The sequence below is a fragment of the Pseudoalteromonas sp. 1CM17D genome, assembly GCF_023161805.1.
In the GTDB taxonomy this organism is placed as follows: Bacteria; Pseudomonadota; Gammaproteobacteria; order Enterobacterales; family Alteromonadaceae; genus Pseudoalteromonas; species Pseudoalteromonas atlantica.
The window spans coordinates 816,915-838,460 of record NZ_JALNTP010000001.1 but is presented as its reverse complement, the minus strand read 5'-3'; the positions used below and the strand labels follow the sequence as shown (position 1 = coordinate 838,460).

General features: G+C 38.7%; 14 protein-coding genes and 2 tRNA genes. All 16 read left to right on the top strand.

The window, feature by feature from the left end; genetic code table 11:
- The first annotated feature begins 1 nt into the window (after window position 1).
- Window positions 2-77: transfer RNA gene (locus tag MSC25_RS03670), tRNA-Lys, on the top strand.
- A 150-nt stretch (window positions 78-227) separates the two neighbouring features.
- Complete coding sequence (gene nadA, locus MSC25_RS03665; RefSeq protein WP_248442620.1) at window positions 228-1,268, top strand: quinolinate synthase NadA; 1,041 nt, start codon at window positions 228-230, stop codon at window positions 1,266-1,268.
- 166 nt (window positions 1,269-1,434) lie between these two features.
- Window positions 1,435-1,524, top strand: a tRNA-Ser gene (locus tag MSC25_RS03660).
- Window positions 1,525-1,974: 450 nt separating this feature from the next.
- A complete protein-coding gene (locus tag MSC25_RS03655) occupies window positions 1,975-2,640 on the top strand; it encodes a hypothetical protein (RefSeq protein ID WP_248442619.1) in 666 nt (221 codons plus the stop codon).
- A 128-nt stretch (window positions 2,641-2,768) separates the two neighbouring features.
- Complete coding sequence (csm6, locus tag MSC25_RS03650) at window positions 2,769-3,905, top strand: CRISPR-associated ring nuclease Csm6 (RefSeq protein WP_248442617.1); 1,137 nt, start codon at window positions 2,769-2,771, stop codon at window positions 3,903-3,905.
- 70 nt (window positions 3,906-3,975) lie between these two features.
- Entirely contained in the window at window positions 3,976-7,419 is a 3,444-nt protein-coding gene (locus tag MSC25_RS03645; protein WP_248442615.1) for a DEAD/DEAH box helicase family protein, read from the top strand.
- A 57-nt stretch (window positions 7,420-7,476) separates the two neighbouring features.
- Complete coding sequence (locus MSC25_RS03640) at window positions 7,477-7,731, top strand: type I restriction-modification system subunit M N-terminal domain-containing protein (RefSeq protein WP_248442613.1); 255 nt, start codon at window positions 7,477-7,479, stop codon at window positions 7,729-7,731.
- An 81-nt stretch (window positions 7,732-7,812) separates the two neighbouring features.
- On the top strand, window positions 7,813-9,057 hold the full coding sequence (locus MSC25_RS03635) for an N-6 DNA methylase (RefSeq protein ID WP_248442611.1): 1,245 nt from the start codon (window positions 7,813-7,815) through the stop codon (window positions 9,055-9,057).
- Complete coding sequence (locus tag MSC25_RS03630; protein ID WP_248442610.1) at window positions 9,054-10,238, top strand: restriction endonuclease subunit S; 1,185 nt, start codon at window positions 9,054-9,056, stop codon at window positions 10,236-10,238. The genes MSC25_RS03635 and MSC25_RS03630 overlap by 4 nt, the downstream gene beginning before the upstream one ends.
- 22 nt (window positions 10,239-10,260) lie before the next feature.
- On the top strand, window positions 10,261-13,308 hold the full coding sequence (locus tag MSC25_RS03625) for a DEAD/DEAH box helicase family protein (RefSeq protein ID WP_248442609.1): 3,048 nt from the start codon (window positions 10,261-10,263) through the stop codon (window positions 13,306-13,308).
- A gap of 43 nt (window positions 13,309-13,351) precedes the next feature.
- Complete coding sequence (locus MSC25_RS03620; protein WP_248442607.1) at window positions 13,352-15,697, top strand: AAA family ATPase; 2,346 nt, start codon at window positions 13,352-13,354, stop codon at window positions 15,695-15,697.
- Window positions 15,698-15,707: 10 nt separating this feature from the next.
- Complete coding sequence (locus MSC25_RS03615; protein ID WP_248442605.1) at window positions 15,708-17,042, top strand: McrC family protein; 1,335 nt, start codon at window positions 15,708-15,710, stop codon at window positions 17,040-17,042.
- 94 nt (window positions 17,043-17,136) lie between these two features.
- A complete protein-coding gene (locus MSC25_RS03610; protein ID WP_248442602.1) occupies window positions 17,137-17,841 on the top strand; it encodes an amino acid adenylation in 705 nt (234 codons plus the stop codon).
- A 125-nt stretch (window positions 17,842-17,966) separates the two neighbouring features.
- Window positions 17,967-18,497, top strand: a complete 531-nt coding sequence (locus MSC25_RS03605; RefSeq protein WP_138739908.1) for a HEPN domain-containing protein — start codon at window positions 17,967-17,969, stop codon at window positions 18,495-18,497.
- 11 nt (window positions 18,498-18,508) lie between these two features.
- A complete protein-coding gene (locus MSC25_RS03600) occupies window positions 18,509-20,050 on the top strand; it encodes an AAA family ATPase (RefSeq protein ID WP_248442600.1) in 1,542 nt (513 codons plus the stop codon).
- A complete protein-coding gene (locus tag MSC25_RS20310; protein WP_248442598.1) occupies window positions 20,043-21,521 on the top strand; it encodes a VWA domain-containing protein in 1,479 nt (492 codons plus the stop codon). The genes MSC25_RS03600 and MSC25_RS20310 overlap by 8 nt, the downstream gene beginning before the upstream one ends.
- Window positions 21,522-21,546: the final 25 nt, after the last annotated feature.

Sequence of the window (21,546 nt, the reverse complement as noted above, 5' to 3'; positions counted from 1 at the left end):
CGGGTCATTAGCTCAGTTGGTAGAGCAGTGGACTTTTAATCCATTGGTCGATGGTTCAAGTCCATCATGACCCACCACTTCTAAAAAATCTCAACTCTTCTCTTATTTTATTTAAATCAGTTTCTTATTTTTATTTATAAACAGCATGCCCAGATAGCTGTTATTTGCCCGTGTATTCTCGTATAATTTGCCGTAATTAATGCACTGTAGATGAAGTGGTCGAGAACATGAGTCTAGCTCAAACTATTATGCCTGAAGGTTATATCTTTCCTCCTAAGCCTGCGCCGTTGACTAAAGACGAGCAAGGCGAATATAAAGCACGTATTAAACAACTACTGCAAGATAAAAATGCAGTGCTGGTAGCCCATTACTACACAGATCCTGAAATTCAGGCACTTGCCGAAGAAACAGGGGGCTGTGTTGCCGACTCATTAGAAATGGCACGTTTTGGTGCTCGCCACGATGCAGACATGATCATCGTTGCAGGCGTACGTTTTATGGGTGAAACCGCTAAAATTTTAACGCCAAACAAAACAGTTGTTATGCCAACGCTAGAAGCAACGTGTTCGTTAGATATTGGTTGCCCTATTGATGAGTTTTCAGCGTTTTGCGATCAGCACCCTGATCGTAAAGTTGTAGTGTATGCAAACACCTCTACAGCGGTTAAAGCCCGTGCAGATTGGATTGTAACCTCATCGTGCGCGCTTGAAATTGTAGAGCACCTAGATGAGCAAGGTGAAAAAATTATTTGGGGCCCAGATAAACACCTTGGTAGCTACATTCAAAAAAATACTGGCGCCGATATGATCATGTGGAACGGCGCATGTATCGTACACGATGAATTTAAAACAAAAGCGCTTAAAGATATGAAAGCCCTGCACCCAGACGCGGGTGTATTGGTGCACCCAGAGTCACCTGCAGAAATAGTGGCACTTGCAGATGCGGTTGGCTCAACCAGTCAACTAATAAAAGCTGCGCAAACAATGGATAACGATAAGTTTATTGTAGCGACAGACCGCGGTATTTTTTACAAAATGCAGCAGCTATGCCCAGGAAAAGAGTTTTTTGCAGCCCCAACAGCGGGTGAAGGTGCGTCATGTAAAAGTTGTGCACATTGCCCATGGATGGCAATGAATGGCTTAAAAGCGATTGAAGAAGCCCTGATAGACCCTCGCGGTAAAGAAGTGTTTGTAGATATGGACTTACGCGAAGGCGCGCTCAAGTCACTTAATCGCATGTTAGACTTTACAGCTAGCATGGCTAAGTAATTAGCCTAATGCATAAAAACGGTTAAACCTTAAGGTTTAGCCGTTTTTTTATGCCTAAAGTAAATTGCTGATTGATTATTAGACACTTAACAGCACAAATTTAAAAAGACCTTGCACCTGTGTAACCTATTTCATACTATAACGCGCTGTTGCTAAGCAACACCGTGGAGGAATGGCTGAGTGGCTGAAGGCGCACGCCTGGAAAGTGTGTTTAGGTTAATCCCTAACGAGGGTTCGAATCCCTCTTCCTCCACCATTATTCAATATTAGGACGCTTTTTAGCGTCCTTTTTTGTGCCTGCAACTATGTTAAATCTGTAGGTTGCAGCTCTATCCTTTCTTAGCTCGTTTTACCAAAACCGATAGTTTAATTCGCTTCTATACCAATCGTGTTAGGTTTCTAAACATTTATAGCGATAGATAAATAGAGTGACAATAAGGCATAAATTTCGACATGTAGTTGCTCCACATAAGAAGTTTATAACGCCTTTAACGTTTTATTTAACACACTAAAAAGGCTAAGTATTTAAGTCGATTGGTATTAGTATCCTACAAAAAAAGCACTGCTTAGGTATACTAAAAATAAGCACAAGTGAATGTGGACGTAGAATGGTCATATACACTATGCATATCAGGGGGCTTAATTAGTATGAATCATAAACACCTCTAAACGTTTTAAAGTAGATATATACAAATAAGGAAATAAAATGGCTTTAACTCAAATGCAGATTATTCAATCACTAGGTGAAGCTATGAGCTGGTTAGAAAGAGAGTTAAGCTGGGATGTTCCCCCAACTGAGCTAAGACACTTGACCGGCCGAATAGGCGAGCTTTACGCTGCACTAATCACGAATGGACGTATGGCGACAGAGGTTAACCAGGCAGGGTACGATGTTGTATCAAGTAGTGGTGAGCGGATATCGGTAAAAACAACAGCTAAAATGGGGTCAAGCGGCCATATAAGCTTTAACACAAATACGTTAGCGTTGGTTGACCGTATCATTATCCTGAAAATAAATACTGAAGAAATGCAGGTTGAGACTTTATTAGATGCCCCGGTTGAAAAAGCAAAACCACTCATGAATATTGGGCCAACAGGTAAGAGTGCTATTGCGATGAGTAAGTTAATAAACCAACCTGTTAAGCCACGTATTTTACTAAATGTAAAAGAAGTTATATGGAATAACTACAAATTGGTGGAGCTTGAAAACGGCACTATTGAAGTGTTTTTAAATAACGAGCTTGTAACACCTAGTAAGCCTTACTTGCGTGATATTGCTAAAGAGTTAGGGGTTTCAATTTTAAATGGCAACGGGAATCCGTTTAATACACGCCAGCTGGGTTCTGTGTTGATTAAAGAGTTATTAAATTAAAGCTACTGTTGTTTATACACCGTAGCTTAAAGGCAAGAAATAAGGTCTCTAATCCACTGAGCTCAAACAAGTTTCATTAACTATGTAATTTATGTATTATGCAGATTCCTCATACAAAAGGATCGTTGATGAAGAATGTACTACTAATAGTTACCGGTGCAAGCCCGCAGGTATTAACCGAAACTCTTTTTGCGCTTTATCAGCAGGGTAAGCCTATGCCTGAAGAGATTTTTGTTATTACAACAAAAAGCACCAAGGCTATGCTCACCGATGGATTATTTAAGCAAGGTAATTTAGCTAAATTAATAGCAGATTATAAACTTCCTGATATTAAACTCCCCGATGAAAATATTTGGCTAATAGAAGATGATAAAGGCCAACCTATTAATGATGCTAAATCTGAAATAGAACAAACCTACATGGCCGACTTTATTACGCGTAAAGTGTTTGAACTTACCAATAAAAACGATATTAGTATTCATGCATCCATTGCAGGTGGACGTAAAACAATGGCGTTTTATTTAGGCTATGCCATGTCATTATTAGGCCGTGAGCAAGATTCGCTCAGTCATGTATTTGTGAATAACGAATTTGAATTTGTTAGAGACTTTTACTACCCAACACCTTACGACCACATTATTGATGGTAAAAATGGCACGCAAGTAAACTGTATTAATGCAAATGTAACCCTTTCCGAAATTCCCTTTGTACGAATGCGCCAATCTATCGACGAAACCCTCATTGCAAATATGCAAAGTGCATCGTTTAGCCAAACAGTAGCAAGCTTAAACTCAGCGCATAAAAAAGATTTAACCCTTGAAGTAAACGCAAAAGCAAAAACGCTCACCTTTGCAGGTATCGAAATTAAACTTACCGCAAAAGAAACTGCCTTCTATTTATGGTTAAACCAATACAGCCAAAGTGAACATAAAAAGCTAGTGGTGGGTCGTGATTTTGAAGAGTCTTTGCGATACAGCAAAGAGTACCTCATACATTTACAGCAAAATAGCAGTGATTTACGTATATTTCGTGATACGTTTGGCATAGAGCCCGAAGATTTTAGAGACGGTTTACACAGTAATTTAAAAGTAATGGAAAAAACCTTTGTGCAACAAACGCGTAGCCGCATAAATAGTAAAATAAATAAGGTGTTACCAAACGAGCTTGCTAAAAAAATAGCGATTGATTCTAATAACCAAAGCTTTGAAACAAGCTACTGGTTAAGCGCAGTAACACACAATATAAAAATAAATATAACGGCTTAATATTCGCAAGCTTGCAAACGCATAAAAATAATAACGCATGGTAAATTAGTTGATAAGGAAGTAATCAGGAATGAAGCAATCAATGAACTTTGAACACATTCAATCTAAGTGGCCAGAGCTACACCAGTTAGCCGCTTTTGCAGAAGACTATGCGATTACCGATCCACAAAGCTCACTGGTTAAGCTGCGTTGCTTTGCCGAAAAAGTAGTAGGTTACTTATATAAAGAACTTAGTTTACCTGTTTTACCCACTTCTAACATTTTTGATAAACTTACCGCCGACGACTTTACCAGCGCAGTTCCGCGTTTAATTACCGATAAACTTCACGCCATTCGTAAAAGTGGTAATCAAGCAGCCCACGAAGGCAAAGTTGATCAACAACAAGCTATTTGGATATTAAAAGAAAGCTACTTTGTAGCTTCGTACTTATTTATGGCGTATGCCAATGGCACGCAACAAGAGTGCCCAGAGTTTAAAGCGCCTGAGCAAACACAGCCGACTAATCAAAGTGATGCTCAGTTTGCTAAAAAGAACAAGCAACTTACTCAGCAGCTAGCTGAAAACCAAGCCCGTTTAAAACGCGCACTTGACGAACTAGAAGCCGCAGAGCTTGCACAAAAACAAGCACAGCAGCAAGCAGCAAAACTAAAACAAACTATTGATGCAGAAAAGCTGGCTCAGGTTAAAACCCGCAATGAGCAAATTGTTAACTCTAGTTTTAACTTTAACGAAGACGAAACCCGTAAACGCATTATCGATTTAGATTTACGTAATGCTGGTTGGCACGTTGCACTTGATGATGAGTCAACAGAAGATGTTGGCAAAGAAGTAAAAGTAACAGATCAACCTACAACAACAGGCGTAGGTTATGTTGATTACGTATTATGGGATGACGATGGTAAACCACTTGCGGTAATAGAGGCAAAACGCACTCGCGAAAATATCGAAAAAGGCCGCCAGCAAGCAACGCTTTATGCCAATGCGCTCGAAAAGCAATATGGCCAACGCCCTATTATTTTATATTCAAACGGCTGGGATATAAAAATTCTCGACGATACGCAAGGCTATAATAGCCGTGGTTTATACGGTTACTACTCAAAAGATTCCCTACAGTACTTAATAAAGCAGCGCACACTTAAAAAAGACTTAAATAAAACGCCGATAGATACTGCTGTGGCAGGGCGTTTGTATCAAATGGAAACCATAACCCGAGTGTGTGAGCGTTTTAGTGATAAACACCGCAAAGCGCTTATAGTTCAAGCAACCGGCACAGGTAAAACACGCGTATCTATTGCCCTTGCCAAACGGCTGCTCGATGCAGGTTGGGCTAAGCGCGTACTATTTTTATGTGACCGAAAAGAACTACGTAAACAAGCGGGTAACGCCTTTACCGAATTCACCAAAGAGCCAGTACATATTGTTGGTAAAAGCGCTAAAAACACAGCAGCCAGCGCGCGGGTGTTTATAGCAACGTACCCAGGTATGCTACGCATAATGAACAAGTACGATGTAGGCTATTTTGACCTAATAGTAGCTGATGAATCCCACCGTTCAATTTACAATATATATGGTGATATTTTTAAGTACTTTGATGCAATCGAGGTAGGCTTAACCGCCACTCCGGTAGAAATGGTATCGCGCTCAACGTGTGATTTGTTTGGTTGCGATTACAAACTACCCACAGCCAACTACCCACTTGAAGACGCCATAGAGCAAGGTAACTTAGTCCCTTACAAAATAGTAAGTTACACCACACAGTTTTTGCGCGAAGGCATTAAAAAAGACAACCTAACCGATGAGCAAATAGCCCAATTAGAAGAGCAAGGCATTGACCCTAACGAGCTCGACTTTGACGCAAAACAAATAGACGAAGCCATTAAAAATAAAGACACCAACAGGCTCATACTGCGTAACTTAATGGAAAAAGGTCTGCGCGATAAAGACGGCCAACTGCCCGGTAAAACAATCATATTCGCCCGTAACATAGCTCATGCCGAATTAATGGCCCAGCTGTTTAGCGAGCTTTACCCGCAGCATGGTGCTAATTTTTGCCGCGTTATTCACTCAAAGTACGAACGGGCCGAAGAGCTAATAGACGACTTTAAATCAAGCGACGAAAACAGTATGCGTATAGCTGTATCGGTCGATATGCTCGACACCGGCATAGACGTACCAGAATGTGTAAACCTTGTATTTGCCAAACCCATAAAATCAAAAGTAAAATTTTGGCAAATGATTGGCCGTGGCACACGCTTATGCGAAAACCTATACGGCCCAGGTCAGCACAAAACTCACTTTTTAATATTCGATCACTGGGCAAACTTTGAATACTTTGACGAAAACCCAGAAGAAGACGACGTAAAACAAGCAAAATCGTTACTGCAAAAACTATTTGAAGCGCGGGTAACCCTTGCACAAACGGCCCTCAAAAAAGCAAATATGGATGTGTTTGATCAAACCATTAAATTAATTCACGACGATATTTGCCTACTGCCAATGGAATCAATATCGGTGCGCGATAACTGGCTAGTGGTCGAAACTTACAAAGATTTTAAACGTCTTAATCAATTTGCACCGCAAACAGTAAGCGATCTGCTTGAAAAAGTCGCGCCACTTATGCAATGGCGTAACATAATGGGGCAAAGTGAAGCGTATAAATTCGATTTAGAGCTAACCACTATCCAAACACTAATATTTACCGATGCAAACCAAATTGATTTAGCTAAGCAAAGTGTAATGAACAAGGTTGAATCGCTTCAAATGCACCTAAACGAAGTGCGTAGCAAAGCACCCGCAATAGAAGAAATACAAACACAGCAATATTGGCAGTATTTAACCCATGCAGCGCTTGAGCAAAGCCGTATAAATTTACGCAGTATTATTCACCTGCGTAATAAAAGCGTGAAGCCACCAACACGTGATTTTGTACTTGATATAACTGAAGACGAAAACCAAATACACGAAACTGATAGGCTTACAAAAATAGTCTCTATTGATTATCAAATATACCGCCAAGAGGTAGAAAAAACACTCACCCCATTATTTGAAACCGACAGCGTACTTAAAAAAATTCGCAACGGCGAACAAGTAACCGAGGCCGATTTAGCGCAATTAAGCTCGTTAGTGCATACGCAAAACCCAAGTGTTGATTTAAATACATTAAAAGAGTTTTTTCCCGAATCAACCGCGACGCTCGACAAAATATTGCGTACCATAGTCGGTATGGATAAAAACGCCATAGAGCAGAGCTTTACTACCTTTGTGCAGCAAATACACACCCATGTAAATGCCAAGCAACAACGCTTTATTGGTATGTTAAAAAACCACCTGATTCGCCACGGCGCTATTGAAATAGCCCAGCTTTACGATGCGCCCTTTACACAAATACACGACATGGGGCTCGACGGCGTATTTAGCGAGCAACAAGCCGACGTAATTGAGCAATTTATTAAGCAGTTTGACGTAAAATTAGGCAGCAAAGCCCAAAGCGTTGAAAAGCAAATACACCTTTAATTTTATAAACGCGTAATTTACACCGCGCTCAAACAGCACTAACTAGGATACACATTAATGATAACCGGACCTTTAAAAAGTAAAATCGACAAACTATGGGAAGAATTTTGGACAGGTGGTATCACTAACCCGCTTACCGTCGTAGAGCAAATTACTTTTTTAATGTACGCCCGTATGCTCGACATGAACGAGCAAGCCGACGAAAAACGAAGTGCACGTACTAAGCAGCCGTTTAACCGCCGCTTTAACGACGATGAGCAACATATTCGTTGGCAAAACCTGCGCCATTTAGGCGCAGAAGAGCTATACTAACTGGTTAAAGATGAGCTGTTTCCGTACTTTTCAAAAACCTCAGGCGATGTTTCGCCAGAAGGCGCGATATTTAATGAGTTTATGAAAGACGCGCAATTGATGATTCAAAAGCAAAGCCTATTGGTAAAAGCCGTTGAAATGGTAAACGACCTGCCGCTTGAAAACTCAGACACCAAAGGCGATTTATACGAATACTTGCTTAGCAAACTCACCACCGCAGGCATAAACGGCCAATTTAGAACGCCGCGCCACATTATACGCGCCATGGTTGAAATGATGGACCCAGATGTAACCAGCCAAATATGCGACCCATCAACCGGCACCGGTGGCTTTTTATCGGTAAGTTACGAATACCTATTACAAAAATACACATCAAGCGAGGGCATCGACCGCGAGCCCGTGCTTGATGTAGATGGCAACGTACAATGTGATGATAGCGGCAAACCGCTTGAAAACGTGCTTTACTCAGGCGATTTAATAACCCCAGAGCAGCGCAGCCACATAGATGCTCACATGTTCAACGGCTTTGACTTTGACGCCACCATGCTACGCGTAGCCGCCATGAACCTAGTAATGCACGGCATTAAACAACCGGGCATTCATTATCAAGATACCCTAAGCCAAAACTTTAAAGAGCACTACCCGCAAAAGGCCAAAGAAGGCTTTGACATAATACTCGCCAACCCGCCATTTAAAGGCAGCCTAGACGAAGAAGACGTATGCCCCGAGTTATTACGTAAAGTAAAAACTAAAAAAACCGAGCTGCTGTTTGTTGCCCTTATTGAGCGCATGCTAAAAGTGGGCGGGCAGTCAGCCACTATTGTGCCCGACGGCGTATTATTTGGCTCATCAAAAGCGCATGTGCAACTGCGACAAATGCTGGTGGATAATAACCAATTAGAAGCCGTAATCTCATTGCCAAGCGGCGTGTTTAAACCCTACGCCGGTGTTTCAACCGCCATACTTATATTCACCAAAGGCGGCAGCACCGACCACGTATGGTTTTACGACGTACAAGCCGATGGTTTTAGCTTGGATGACAAACGCACCCCAATAAAAGACAACGATTTACCAAGCCTAATTAGCGAATTTAAAACGCGCGATAAGTCACAAGCGACTTGTGATAGCAACGATAAAACCCAGAAAGCCTTTTGGGTCAGTAAAGATGAAATAGCCAGCAATAAATACGACCTTTCAATTAATCGCTATAAAGAAGTGGTATACGAAGAAGAAACATACGATCCGCCAAAAGAGATACTAGGCAAACTAGTGAGCTTAGAGAATGAAATACTGGCTGATTTAAAAGAGCTGGAGGGTATGTTGTGAGTTGGCCATTGGTAAAACTTGGTGATATTGCAATCCACCTCAGAAATGGTGCTTCAATTAAGCAATCAGATGGCTCTGGTGGTTTACCTATTACTCGTATAGAAACTATAGCTCAACGAGAAGTTAACCTAGATAAATGTGGATATGCTGGCATAGATAAAGGTGACTATATAAACTACCGTCTTGAAAAGGGTGATATTTTAATAAGTCATATAAACTCTGAAAAGCACTTAGGGAAATGCGCTATTTTTGAGAGTGATAGAAAGGATATTATTCATGGCATGAACTTATTATGCTTTAGAGTGAATAAACGCGCTTATCCGAAATTTGTTCATTATTATCTTTCTTCAGGTATTTTCTTATCGAAGTTACCTAAGATAACTAAAAAATCAGTAAACCAAGCTAGTTTTACAGTCACTCACTTTAAAGAGCTAGAAATCCCCCTACCACCACTGGACGAGCAAAAACGCATAGCGGCGATTTTAGATAAAGCCGACGCCATCCGCCGCAAACGCCAGCAAGCCATCCAACTCGCCGACGACTTCCTGCGCAGCGTATTCCTCGATATGTTCGGCGACCCTGTAACTAATCCGAAGGGCTGGGAAGTAAAAAGCTTGAAGGACATAGCTAGAATTCAAATAGGGCCATTCGGTACGCAGCTTCATAAAGAAGACTATATAGAAAATGGTATACCACTAATTAACCCTACCCACATTGTAAAAGGGGAAATTATTCCAAAAGCAAACTTAACCATTTCAAATGAGAAACATGCTTCCTTATCAGAATATCATTTGAAAACGGGTGATATAGTTATGGGCCGCAGAGGTGAAATGGGACGTTGTGCAATAGTAAATAGCAAAGAAGAAGGTTGGATGTGCGGAACAGGCAGTTTGTTCATTAGGCCGAAACAAACAGGTGTTTTTTCAGAGTACTTAAACAAGTTACTTTCTAGTCAAGCAATCAAAAATCATTTGGAGTCAGAATCACAAGGCGCAACTATGCCCAACTTAAATAAAACTATAGTTGGCAATATTAAGATACCTGTACCTACTGATGAAGTATTGGAGCAATTTACAGTAATAAAAGAGACTTTTTTGAAAACCAAAAGCTCAGTCATAGATTCTCTGAATGCGCCTTTATTTGAATCTCTAAGTCAAAAAGCTTTCGCTGGCGAATTATAAGAATAACAACAAGGACGTTTTAATGAATGTGAGTGGTTTCTCAGTTAATGAAGATTTGTGGCGAAGTCTAAGACACTGCCAGCAAGAAAGTATCCAAACGGCGCTAAGCTACTTAAAAAAGCCGTTAAATGAAAATACGAACTCTTGCCTTATTAGCTTGCCAACAGGCGCAGGTAAATCGGGTGTAATTAGTATCGTATCTCACAAAGCGACCCAAAAACGAGTGTTGGTTTTATGTCATCGACGTGCTGTGTGTGATCAACTCTTTAAAGAAATAAATGGAAAATTCTTTAGTGATCGCGTTGAAGGTGAGGTTATCAAGCGAAAGCCTGTTCATAGTGATGTGAACGATACCTCTAAAAACGGCGTTTATGTTTCAACCTTTCAGAAACTACAAACTTTCGATAGTGCTCAGCTTGAGCGGTTAAAGCAAGATATTGATCTTATTATTATTGATGAGGGGCACGCTGAACCTTCTCCAGTATGGAGCACCTTGGTACGTGGTATTGATGCTCATAAAGTCGTTATAACTGCTACTCCCTACAGGAATGACTTGTACCAATTCGACGTTACTGAAGACGCTAGTTATATCTACACCTTTGAAAGAGCACTTGCAGACGGTGTTTTAAAAGAACCAACTTTTGAGTCAGTTACCTTAGCTGAATTGCGCGGGAAAATTACAGATTTTTTAGGCGCTAATGATGACACAAAATGCATTATCAAATGTGAAAAGTTCGAAGATATTAATCGCTATTATGACTTGCTAAACGATGATTTTACTGTATTAGCAATACATGAACAATTTACTAAAGATGAACGAGATAATGTAAAAGTTTCAGTACCAGCGAATCTTAAAGGCTCTGATTACCAAGTCATTATTCACCAGCGGAAACTGGATGAAGGGGTCGATATTCCCGAGGCGAAGTTGTTGGTTCTGGCCTATGCAGTTAATAGTGGTCGGGAACTAGTACAAACCATCGGAAGAGTAGTTCGTTTGTACGGTGATATTGAACCTAAAATTTTGGAGATTGAAAGCGATGCAAATAGCCAGATGTGGCAAAACTACAGAACATTTGATCGTTCACTCTATAGTGCTGATTCAGTTAAAAAGTTCATAGCATCATTAGATAGTAACAAGTTGATTGAGCGTTACCTAGAAGCATTTCCTGATGTGAGTTATTACGGGAACCGCTTTGTAAGAAAGTTTGATCTTAATACCTTCGAGCCGGAAAGTTCTCTTAATATCCCAACAGCATCAATTTGTTTTTTGAATCAGTCGCAGGGATTCAGCGTTCAGCTTTTATCTGATCATCTATATTGGCGATGTAATAATGCTGGTGAACTTGCGAGAATATTTGCGACTGAAACTGGTATTCATGGTGTTATATCAATCGCATTTAATAAATCTCGGTTTTTAACTGACCAGTTTTTCTTTGAGCCTTCACTTGAAATAACATTGTATAAACAGCTCTCGAACAACGTTGTTGCAATTTATGATAGCCGAGGTCGCAGATTTAATAGTGAGAAAGATCTAAAACTTGGCTCTGCGGTATCTCTAGATAAACTGCTTAAGGTAATGTCATTAGGTGAATCTGCCTCAACGAAAGAAGCGAGTAGTAAATCGATTAGCTCTGCTAGAAAACGTCCTGAAAGCATCGCGGTAAAAGGGAAACATTTAGAGCAAATGGCTGATATGCAAGCCAATGCGTCATATCGATTAGCTACAATGCGTTGTGATACCTATGACCAATACAATAAAAAGAAAGGTAGTTATTATGTAGGTGCAGACTCTGGGCGAATCTCAGATCAAAAAGAGTCATCGTTTACTTTGGCTGATCTTAATGATTGGCTTACAGACATTGATAGTGTCATATCTGCAAATATTAATATACAGAACGCCCTAGTACGTTCATATGCAAAGCCAATATCTGTTGATGAAAATTTTGAAGCTCACAGCCTGATTTTTGATTTAACAGAATTTGAGTCTCCGATAAGTATTTTTATAGAAGGGGAACAACATACACTCGATAATTCGTTTTTGTATTTAATTTACAATAACGGCGCTTTGCTAGTTGATGGTGTTGAGGAAAGTAAAGTCTTAGTCAACTTTAAGCAAGAAGAGCCTTATTTAGAAGTTGCACCAGAAACGGAAATAACATACTCGCTGGAAGGTGAGGAACAGCAAGACATAACTGACTTCCTCAACGAGCAATTACATAAAGCACTTTTAGCTAATGGGATTAGTTATTCAAATGGTAAGTTCTATCAATTAACGCTTCCTGTTGCTGATAGCTTTGAATTAGGTGCATCTAACCTTGCCAATGTTGTTATCGGGCTTGAATCCCTTATTGGTGTAGATTTAGATGAGAAAGGATATCAAAATGGTGCTCATCAGGTTGTTGATGGTGGCTTTAGCAGTGATTCCATTTTCTATTTAGTAGATCAATTAAAAGCTAATGGCTTAGCCAACCCAACAAAAAACGAACTAGGTCCATTTTCTCCCTACATACCTGATGCAGACTTGCTAATTAACACGGACATGGGAACCGAGCCTGCTGACTTTATAGTATCGTCAAAAAACACATTAGCATTCGTTCATGTTAAATGTGGTAGTTCAATAAACCCGCGTTCATCGGCTGGAGCACTTGCTGAAGTAGGATCTCAAGCTGTAAAGAATATCGAAATGCTAATCAGTGGCGATGCTGAACTGAAGCCTTCAAATTGGAATAGGCTACATACAGCTTGGCCAGCTCCAGAAGCAGCACACAATATCGCTGAAAGAATTAGAATTTTCCAAGGTGCTACTTTTGTGGCTCAAAATGAGCAGGAAAGATTAGAAAAGCTAAATGAACTGTGGGATATCGTTGCAATGAGAAGACGCTCAACAGCAGTAAAAAAGGAAATTTGGATAGTTGCCGCCAATAGCTTTTCTGCCAAACATTTTGAGCAGCAATTAAAGTTAGGTTCAGAGGCAAATGGCGAAACCTTACAAGCTTTTCAATTATTAAATGGTTGGCTAGCTACGGCGCATGATAATGACATTGAGTTGAAAGTTTTTGTTTCACCATAGGTTTAGGCAAGAACTAAGGAATAGATGATGAGAGGTGGTCAAATTGCCTAGAGATTTTACAAAATATAATTTTAACGGACAGATTCTAGGTAAGGGGCGTTTGGTTTTAGCCGTGATAAAAGAATTTGTGAAGCAAAATCAGCCTACTCTGGCAGAGTTGTTCAAAGCATTTCCTGTTGAAGTACAGGGCAAAAAAGGTCTTTTTTGTACTGAGCAAGAGTTTAATGAAAAACTTAAAACTTCTGACGATGTAAAAAAGCGCTTTTTTACCAAAGATGATGAAATATTAGATATTGAAGGGACTAAAGTACTGGTCTCTACACAGTGGGGCGAAGGGAATATTGCAGATTTTATAGGACAAGCTGAATCACAAGGTTTCTATATTACTGAACTTGAGGGGGATGGACTATCTGGCGTAACTAGAATTTGGAAAGTCTCTCACAGTCCAAACTCTATAAATACAGAGCAGAGAATGTGGCTAGAAGAAAACTCACTGCTAGCTGTACATAAGAACACTGGAAATGGCTCCGTACCATGCTTTGAACAAATGTCCAAAGGTGACATTGTTTCACTTGGTTATGGCAATCAAGTAGCAAAAATAGTCAAAGTAATTTCCGATATAGAGACTCAAGCAGACTCTCCTCTTGGAAATGATTGGTTGTTAAGGTCATACGAAACAATTAAGGGATTGCCTGCACCTATAAAGTATAAGGGCAAGCATAAGCGTTGGTCACCGAGGTTTAATGGGACAAGCTGGGAAGTGCCCAAAAACGAATATTGGATGTTCGAAGAAGAAGTTCTTCAACCTTATTACGCGCTTACTCTTAAAGATTTAGGCTTTGATTCAAGCCAAATAAGTAGACCTACTAATCTCAGCTCATCGGTGGAAGTAATGAATACAGTTTCTCTTAACCAGATTTTGTATGGCCCACCGGGAACCGGAAAAACTTATCATTCAATTCATGCTGCTGTAAAAGCGGCTGAACCTGAAATGTTTAATGCTCTTGGTATTGATGAAAGCTTTGGTACAACACCTGAACAGCGTTCCGAATTAACTCGCCTTTACAAGGAACTTTATAATTCAGGGCGCATAAGGTTTGTTACTTTCCATCAAAGTTATGGCTATGAGGAGTTTGTAGAAGGTTTAAGTGCTAAAACCGAAGATAAACAAATTACATACTTTGAAAAGAGTGGTGTATTTAAGGAATTGTCTAATAAGGCAAAAGACAACCTGATAGATAGTAAAAAGCCACTTGCTCAATTAACTAGAGAACAAGAGTTTGAACAGATATTGGAACAATTTAAACTCGAAATTTTTGAGCAGTTAGGGTCCGATGAAAGTTATCCTATAACTGAAAAATGTTTCATTTTAGATGTAGCAGAGGATGGATTCATTTATGGGAATGAAGCATGGCCGATCAATCACAAGATGTTATTTTCTCACCTAAAGGCTTTATATCTCGAAAATGTTGAATCAAGAAAAGATGTCGTTGCCTTTTCTAAAGAACAAGGTGGAATGGGCAAAGCTCGCGCCCACGCGTCATATTTTTTCAAAGTTGTTGAAGAACTACAACGAAAACTACCTAGAAATGACATTATCTCTGCGAATGTAATGCAGCGTAACTATGTACTTATTATCGATGAAATCAATCGCGGCAATATATCGAAAATATTTGGTGAGCTAATTACATTGATAGAACCATCAAAACGCTTAGGGCACTCGGATTCGGAAGCTATCGAAGTGACCTTACCGTATTCCGGCGATAAATTTTCAGTGCCAGATAACCTCTACATCATTGGCACGATGAATACCGCTGATAGATCGTTGGCACTGATGGATACAGCCCTTCGCCGCCGCTTTGACTTTATTGAGATGATGCCTGATTACAATGTTCTACATAACGAAGAAGGCTCATCATTCAAAGTTGAAAGTGACGGTTTTGAAATCGATTTAGCGCGTTTACTTGAAACAATGAATAAGCGAATTGCCGCGTTATATGACAGAGAACATCAGCTAGGCCATGCGTTTTTAATGCCTGTTGTAAAAGCTATTGCTGCTGGTGACGATGAGAAAGCGCTTCATGAATTGAAGAGTTGTTTCCAGAATAAGATTATTCCTCTACTTGCTGAATACTTTTTTGAAGATTGGCAAAAGATCCGTTTGGTTGTTGGCGACAATCAAAAGCCAGAAGCTTATCAACTTATTAATCAGTCTGATGTCGATTTTGATGCGCTCTTTGGTGATACTGAGGATGTAGGTGACGTTGCCGATGAAGTTCAGGACTTTAGGTTGATTAAATCTGACTCTGAACGTTGGACTGATCCTTTGACCTATATAGGCATATATAGCGCTGGAAGTTTAACTTTCTCCAATCAGGATGAAGGTTAACTCGCTCAGCATGATTAAGGGATTAAAACGACAAAAAACGACAAACGTTACCGTATTTGAGTATGGACTCTTGAGTGCTAGTTATAAAGCAGCGGAAAAAGATAATGTTGAAGCAATATCGGAAGGTGCTTTTGAATATCTTAAAAAGTGTTGTTTATGTGATGAGTCGGAATCACGGTTTTTAAAGCTGAAGATTGCTCATGGCATGGAAGTTTTGCAAGTGCAAAACTACGCAGGTGTAGTTCTTTGCCCTGATGGAACACAAATAGAAATACTCCCAAAAATAGCTAAAGCCAATAATAAGGAAAGTGCAGCCACAGAAGCACAAAAATCCTTGTTAATGATGCTTAAATCATTAAAGCAGTTTCGCCACATTGAGACTGAGGTTGCGAGTATTAAGAAGCAAAAAATGCCATTGATGGAAATTTTTATCGCGCAGTTTTTAAATGCGGTAAATGCTCTCGTTAAGAAGGGAGTAAGAAGTGACTATGTTCGAGAGCAAAGTAATAGCGCTTTTTTAAAAGGTAAATTACTCCATAGCCAACAGCTAAAACACAATTTTATTAATCGCCACAAGTTTTACGTTGAATACGATGCTTATTTGATGGATAGAGCAGAAAACCGACTGATTCATTCTGGACTTAAATCTGTCGCCTCCTATACCAATGTGAATAAGAGTAAGAAGCTATCTCAGGAGCTGCTATTTGCTTTTGATGAGGTGCCTCTAAGTACAAACTACAAGAACGACTTTTCTAGTGTAAAACTGCAACGAGGTATGCAGCACTACGATGTGCCGTTAAGTTGGGCAAGGCTTATATTGGAGGGCTACTCGCCTCAGTCAATGTTAGGTGATAACAATGCTTACTCGTTGTTGTTTCCAATGGAAGCTGTATTTGAAAACTTTGTCGCTAAATACCTGAAACAACGAGTTTTCAGTCCACAAAAGCTTTCTTCTCAAGTACAAAGTAAATCACTGGTAACTTATGGTGATAAGAGCTATTTCCGCCTTAAGCCTGATTTATATCTTAAAGGTTTCATAGGAATGGATACGGTATTAGATACCAAGTGGAAGTTAATTAATCAAAATAAAAAAGCAGGCAAAGATAAGTTTGGTTTATCTCAAGATGACTTCTATCAAATGCTTGGTTACGGCTACAAATACTTGAAAGGTCAGGGTGATCTCGTTCTGATTTACCCTAAAACAGATAACTTTGTACAAGCTTTAACGAATGATTTTTATTACGACGAAGAACGAAAACTGAAGTTAAGAGTCGTGCCATTTGATGTAGGCTACAAAAATAAGGAAAGAGTTAAATTAGAGTTGTTAGGAATTACGAATGGGTAGAAAATATCTTTGTTGTTTGGTTCATCAAACTCCCTAGCGTGGCTTCGCGACTTAACCCATCTACGTAAATTTAAAAAATGATAAGAGTTACAAGTTGAGAAATAACATAACACTAAACCTAAACGCCTCAAACGCACTTAATAAATACCTAAAAGTTGATTTACCTCGTTTACCACATGAACCCGGTAAACAAGCGGGGGTAAATACCCTTATTAGTGACGGCGATAATTTTAACTGGCAATTACAGATTATTGATAACAGCTATAAATCTCGTGAAAAAACAATCATTGTTTGTGAAGCGAATAGCCGTTTTACGTTTTTTATACCGGTTAGTTTAAAGCTATCGCAAGAAGAGTTAACCCAACGTTTGCAGTACGAATGGCAATTAATAATGGCTGAAACGCTTGAGGTGTATCAGTTAATACCACGCAGCGATATTGCGGTGCTGTTAAGCGAGCTATCTAAAATAGAATTTACACCGCACTGGGTTAAAAATACCGATTTAAGTATAAGCGGGCATATTAGCGATGCCGCACTTTGGGTTACTCAAACACTACAAGAAGAGGGGCTTTATGATTTACCTAAAGACCTTGCCATTGAGTTAGCTATTTATTTAAACACCCAACCTAAACGTATTACTAATAAAACCACTGGCCGAAAAGAGAAGTTTATACCTATAGAGCGCCTACTCACTTACTGCCAAGGGCTTATCAGCTCAGAGAAACTAGTTGATGAGTCATCAAACGAAATAGTTGATACCAGTAATATCATTAATTTTAGTGATTATAAAAAAGATTAAAGCCAGCTAGATTAAATTTTCACAAGCTTGTGAAATTATATTTTTATAAATTTTTGTATAGCATTACAAAAAATAAAGCAGTACTAACAAACACCTGATTGTTAGTTAAATATTTAAGGAAGAAAATGACCCTCTCATTACAAAATTTTAACAGAGCCCTATCTGAAGCAGAACAACTATTAGCATGCTTTGAAACGTTAAATAACCATCCAGAATTATGCTCATATGATGTTTTAAAAAAAGCGAGCTTAATAATGACGCTAACCGCATGGGAAACCTATGTTGAAGATGTGGTAACTGAAATTTTTGATGCCAAGTTTAGCTTAATTAAAGGCTCTCAATTTGGTCACTTTGCAGAAAAACAATTGCATGAGCGTTTAAAGTTTTTTCATAATCCAAATTCAAATAAAACCAAAAAGCTTTTTGAAGAGTTTTTTGGAGTAGATATTACTGAGCAATGGTCATGGCCTAATGTACTACCAAAAGATGCCAGAGAGCAGTTAAATAAGTGGATTTCGAAAAGAGGGGAAGCCGTACACCGCGCACAGCTTGATACAACTCAACCACAAATAATTAAAAAAGATGAGCTTGAAAAGTGTTTGCGCTTTTTTAAAGCGCTTGCACAAGCAACAGACAAAGCATTAGTAGTAATTTAAAGGAATAAGTAATGAGTTTACAAACAAGAATAAAAAAATTAATTGATCAAATTTCGGTCGGAATGCATGAGCGTGAGGAGATAATCCCGGTTGCATTACTTGGCGCACTAACTGGGCAAAATACATTTTTATATGGCCCACCAGGTACAGCTAAAAGTTTGATATCGCGACGTATTGCTAAAGCATTTGATAACCCGCCTTATTTTGAATATTTAATGAACCGTTTTAGTACACCAGAAGAGGTGTTTGGGCCGGTATCGATTAAAGCGTTAAAAGAAGATCAATACACACGTAAAACTGAAAATTATTTGCCTAAAGCAGAGTTTGCGTTTTTAGATGAAATTTGGAAGTCGAGCCCTGCAATATTAAATAGTTTATTAACACTTATAAATGAAGGGGTTTATAAAAACGGACAGGAGCTTGAAAAAGCACCTTTAAAAGCTCTAATTGCAGCATCAAACGAAACACCTGAAGAAAACCAAGGCTTAGATGCGTTATACGATCGCTTTATTATCAGGTTAATGGTTGGCCCAATTGAAGTAAAAGAAAACTTTGAAAGGCTAATTAGTAGTAAGCCAACTTATGCTGAAGTGCGAGTTACTGATGAGGTAGTCATTAAGAATAACGAATGGGCTAGCTGGCTTAAAAAGATTGATACGGTTGAGCTTTCAAAAGAAACGTTAACAATAATTCATTTGATAAGACAAGAGCTGTCGGAACAATTTGAAGAGCTTGGTGTTTATGTATCAGACAGGCGTTGGCAAAAAGCAGCTCAATTGCTAAAAGCCTCGGCATTTTTTAATAACCGAAAACAAACTAACCACAGTGATGCTTTATTATTACGTTATTGCCTTTGGACCACCGAGAATAATCGCGAAGATGTTGAGAGCATAGTAAATAATGCTATAGAAGAGTCTGGCTTCTCACCAGAGCTTAGCTTAGCTGAGCTTGATAGAAAGAAAGATGCACTTGATAAAGAAATTACTCATGAAATTTTTCATGAAAAAGATGTGTACGATACTGTAAATATTGATGGAAATGAATTTTTTAAAGCTGTGATTAATTTTGAGTTTGGTAGTCATTGGGATAAGAGGAAAGCGAAGAAGACGTTGTATATTGAAAAAAGCAAAATGAGAAGTGATGATGAATTTAACCCGGTGAATGTTCAAGGGCAAGAACTTGAAAACTTTAATTGTAGTTTCGATAAGCAAGGAAGTTGCTTAATTAATGCGAACGACGTTAACCATACTTATTATGATGCTGAAGCCATTTTCACTCCAGAAATTTTATACAAAAAAGGTCAAAAGAAACAAAACGTCAATAACCGCTTAATTAATGCTTTAAAAGCCGAAGTTAATGAGCTGACACAAAGCTTGAGGAGAACTTTAGAATTATGTGAGGCTAAGCAAACAGAGTATGTGTCTAGCTTGTATTCACCGTTTGTATCTAAACAATCATGCAATATAGCGCTAAATGGTATTAATCAGCAAATAAGTGATTTGAAGTTACGAATTAAAGATTGCGACCGTTTAAAAGGGTTATGTAGTGCGTAATATTGATGAATATGCAACCACTATGCTGGCTGAAATAAATAACGATTACCAAAGTACCTTTGAGCACGCTCCAAATTTAGCATTACAAGTTGAAGATCGCCTAAAAAGCTGGGCTGATAAAGCGAACCGACATTGTTTGTTAGAGTTCCCTTATTACGATGATCAAAATGAGTTGGATGTTTTTAATAGCTTAAACTTTGATAGCTTAACTATTAGAAAATATGAACTTGCGTTAAATAAATACAAAGCTTTGTGTGCAAAAGGTAACGTTAATTTCAACAAAGACTTTTGGGATACAGATTTAGTTCACCTCAAAAATGAGGCTGTCGCGTCAAAAAGTAAGAACGTTAAAGCTGCTAGTGATTTAGCCACTTCTGCTAATTTATTGGCAAAGGAGTGGCAAAAGTTACTGTGTTCACTATATGAACAGTGGGAACTAGAGCAAATAACTTTATTGAGAGAAAAGTTTTTAAAAAGCTTAGTTAAAAAACTAAAGCTTATTGACGAAATGCTTACCTTATTGAGTTCCATAGATATAGAACCAGGCATTTTACTTGACCTTTCTAGTGGTTCTTTAAGGCTAAATAATTTAGCTAAAGTTAAAAGCTTAATGGAACGAATTCATAGTGATGAAGGAATTAAAAAGCTATTAGACTTGTTAGGTCGTATTAACCAGGTTAAAAAAAGTGAAAAAATAGAAACAGTTACTCATTCTTATATACAAAAATCTCCAATAATTGATATTAACTCTAAAGAAGAAATAGTAGGTATTAAATTATCTAAAGATATTGAACATGCTCTTCCTTCTGAATTAGCGCTATTAAGTGACGAGGACACATCAATTCTATTTGACCTTAAGTATGTGGAGTCATCCTTAATGTGCTTTGAAATGTCGGGTCAGCAATTTGTTGATGAGGAATTTGAAATAGAGGAGGAGTTGACAGTTGATGAAGATGAACAAAAAGGCCCTGTAATTATTTGCATTGATACCAGTGGTTCAATGCAAGGAACGCCTGAAACTGTTGCCAAAGCTGTTGCTTTAGTTATGTCATTAAAAGCGCAAGCTAAAAATAGAGATTGCTATATTATTAACTTTTCTACTTCGATTGATACCTTAGATCTATCCAAAGGATTTAGTTTAGAAAAGTTGACAGATTTTTTATCAATGTCGTTTTATGGTGGAACGGATGTAGGACCAGCTATTAGCCATGCAGTTAATTTAATGACAGAAAATACATACAACAAGGCTGATTTACTTATCGTTTCTGATTTTATAATGGATGGCCTTCCAACTTCGCAAACAGAGGCTATATCTGCTTTAAAGCTGAACGGAAATAAGTTCTTTTCTTTAGTGGTGGGTAACTGTTACCTAAGTAAACGTCTCAGAGAAGTATTTGATCAGGAATGGATATATAACCCTCATAATGGAAGTATTAATGAGCTGGTTGCTATTGAAAGCTGGATGGATTGAGTTTTGTTTCTTCATTTTATTTAAC

Coding starts and splice junctions, on each gene's coding strand:
- csm6 (WP_248442617.1), top strand. CDS start 2,769: ATGAAGAATGTACTACTAATAGTTACCGGTGCAAGCCCGCAGGTATTA.
- MSC25_RS03600 (WP_248442600.1), top strand. CDS start 18,509: ATGAGTTTACAAACAAGAATAAAAAAATTAATTGATCAAATTTCGGTC.
- MSC25_RS03615 (WP_248442605.1), top strand. CDS start 15,708: ATGATTAAGGGATTAAAACGACAAAAAACGACAAACGTTACCGTATTT.
- MSC25_RS03655 (WP_248442619.1), top strand. CDS start 1,975: ATGGCTTTAACTCAAATGCAGATTATTCAATCACTAGGTGAAGCTATG.
- MSC25_RS03645 (WP_248442615.1), top strand. CDS start 3,976: ATGAAGCAATCAATGAACTTTGAACACATTCAATCTAAGTGGCCAGAG.
- nadA (WP_248442620.1), top strand. CDS start 228: ATGAGTCTAGCTCAAACTATTATGCCTGAAGGTTATATCTTTCCTCCT.
- MSC25_RS03635 (WP_248442611.1), top strand. CDS start 7,813: ATGAAAGACGCGCAATTGATGATTCAAAAGCAAAGCCTATTGGTAAAA.
- MSC25_RS03605 (WP_138739908.1), top strand. CDS start 17,967: ATGACCCTCTCATTACAAAATTTTAACAGAGCCCTATCTGAAGCAGAA.
- MSC25_RS03640 (WP_248442613.1), top strand. CDS start 7,477: ATGATAACCGGACCTTTAAAAAGTAAAATCGACAAACTATGGGAAGAA.
- MSC25_RS03625 (WP_248442609.1), top strand. CDS start 10,261: ATGAATGTGAGTGGTTTCTCAGTTAATGAAGATTTGTGGCGAAGTCTA.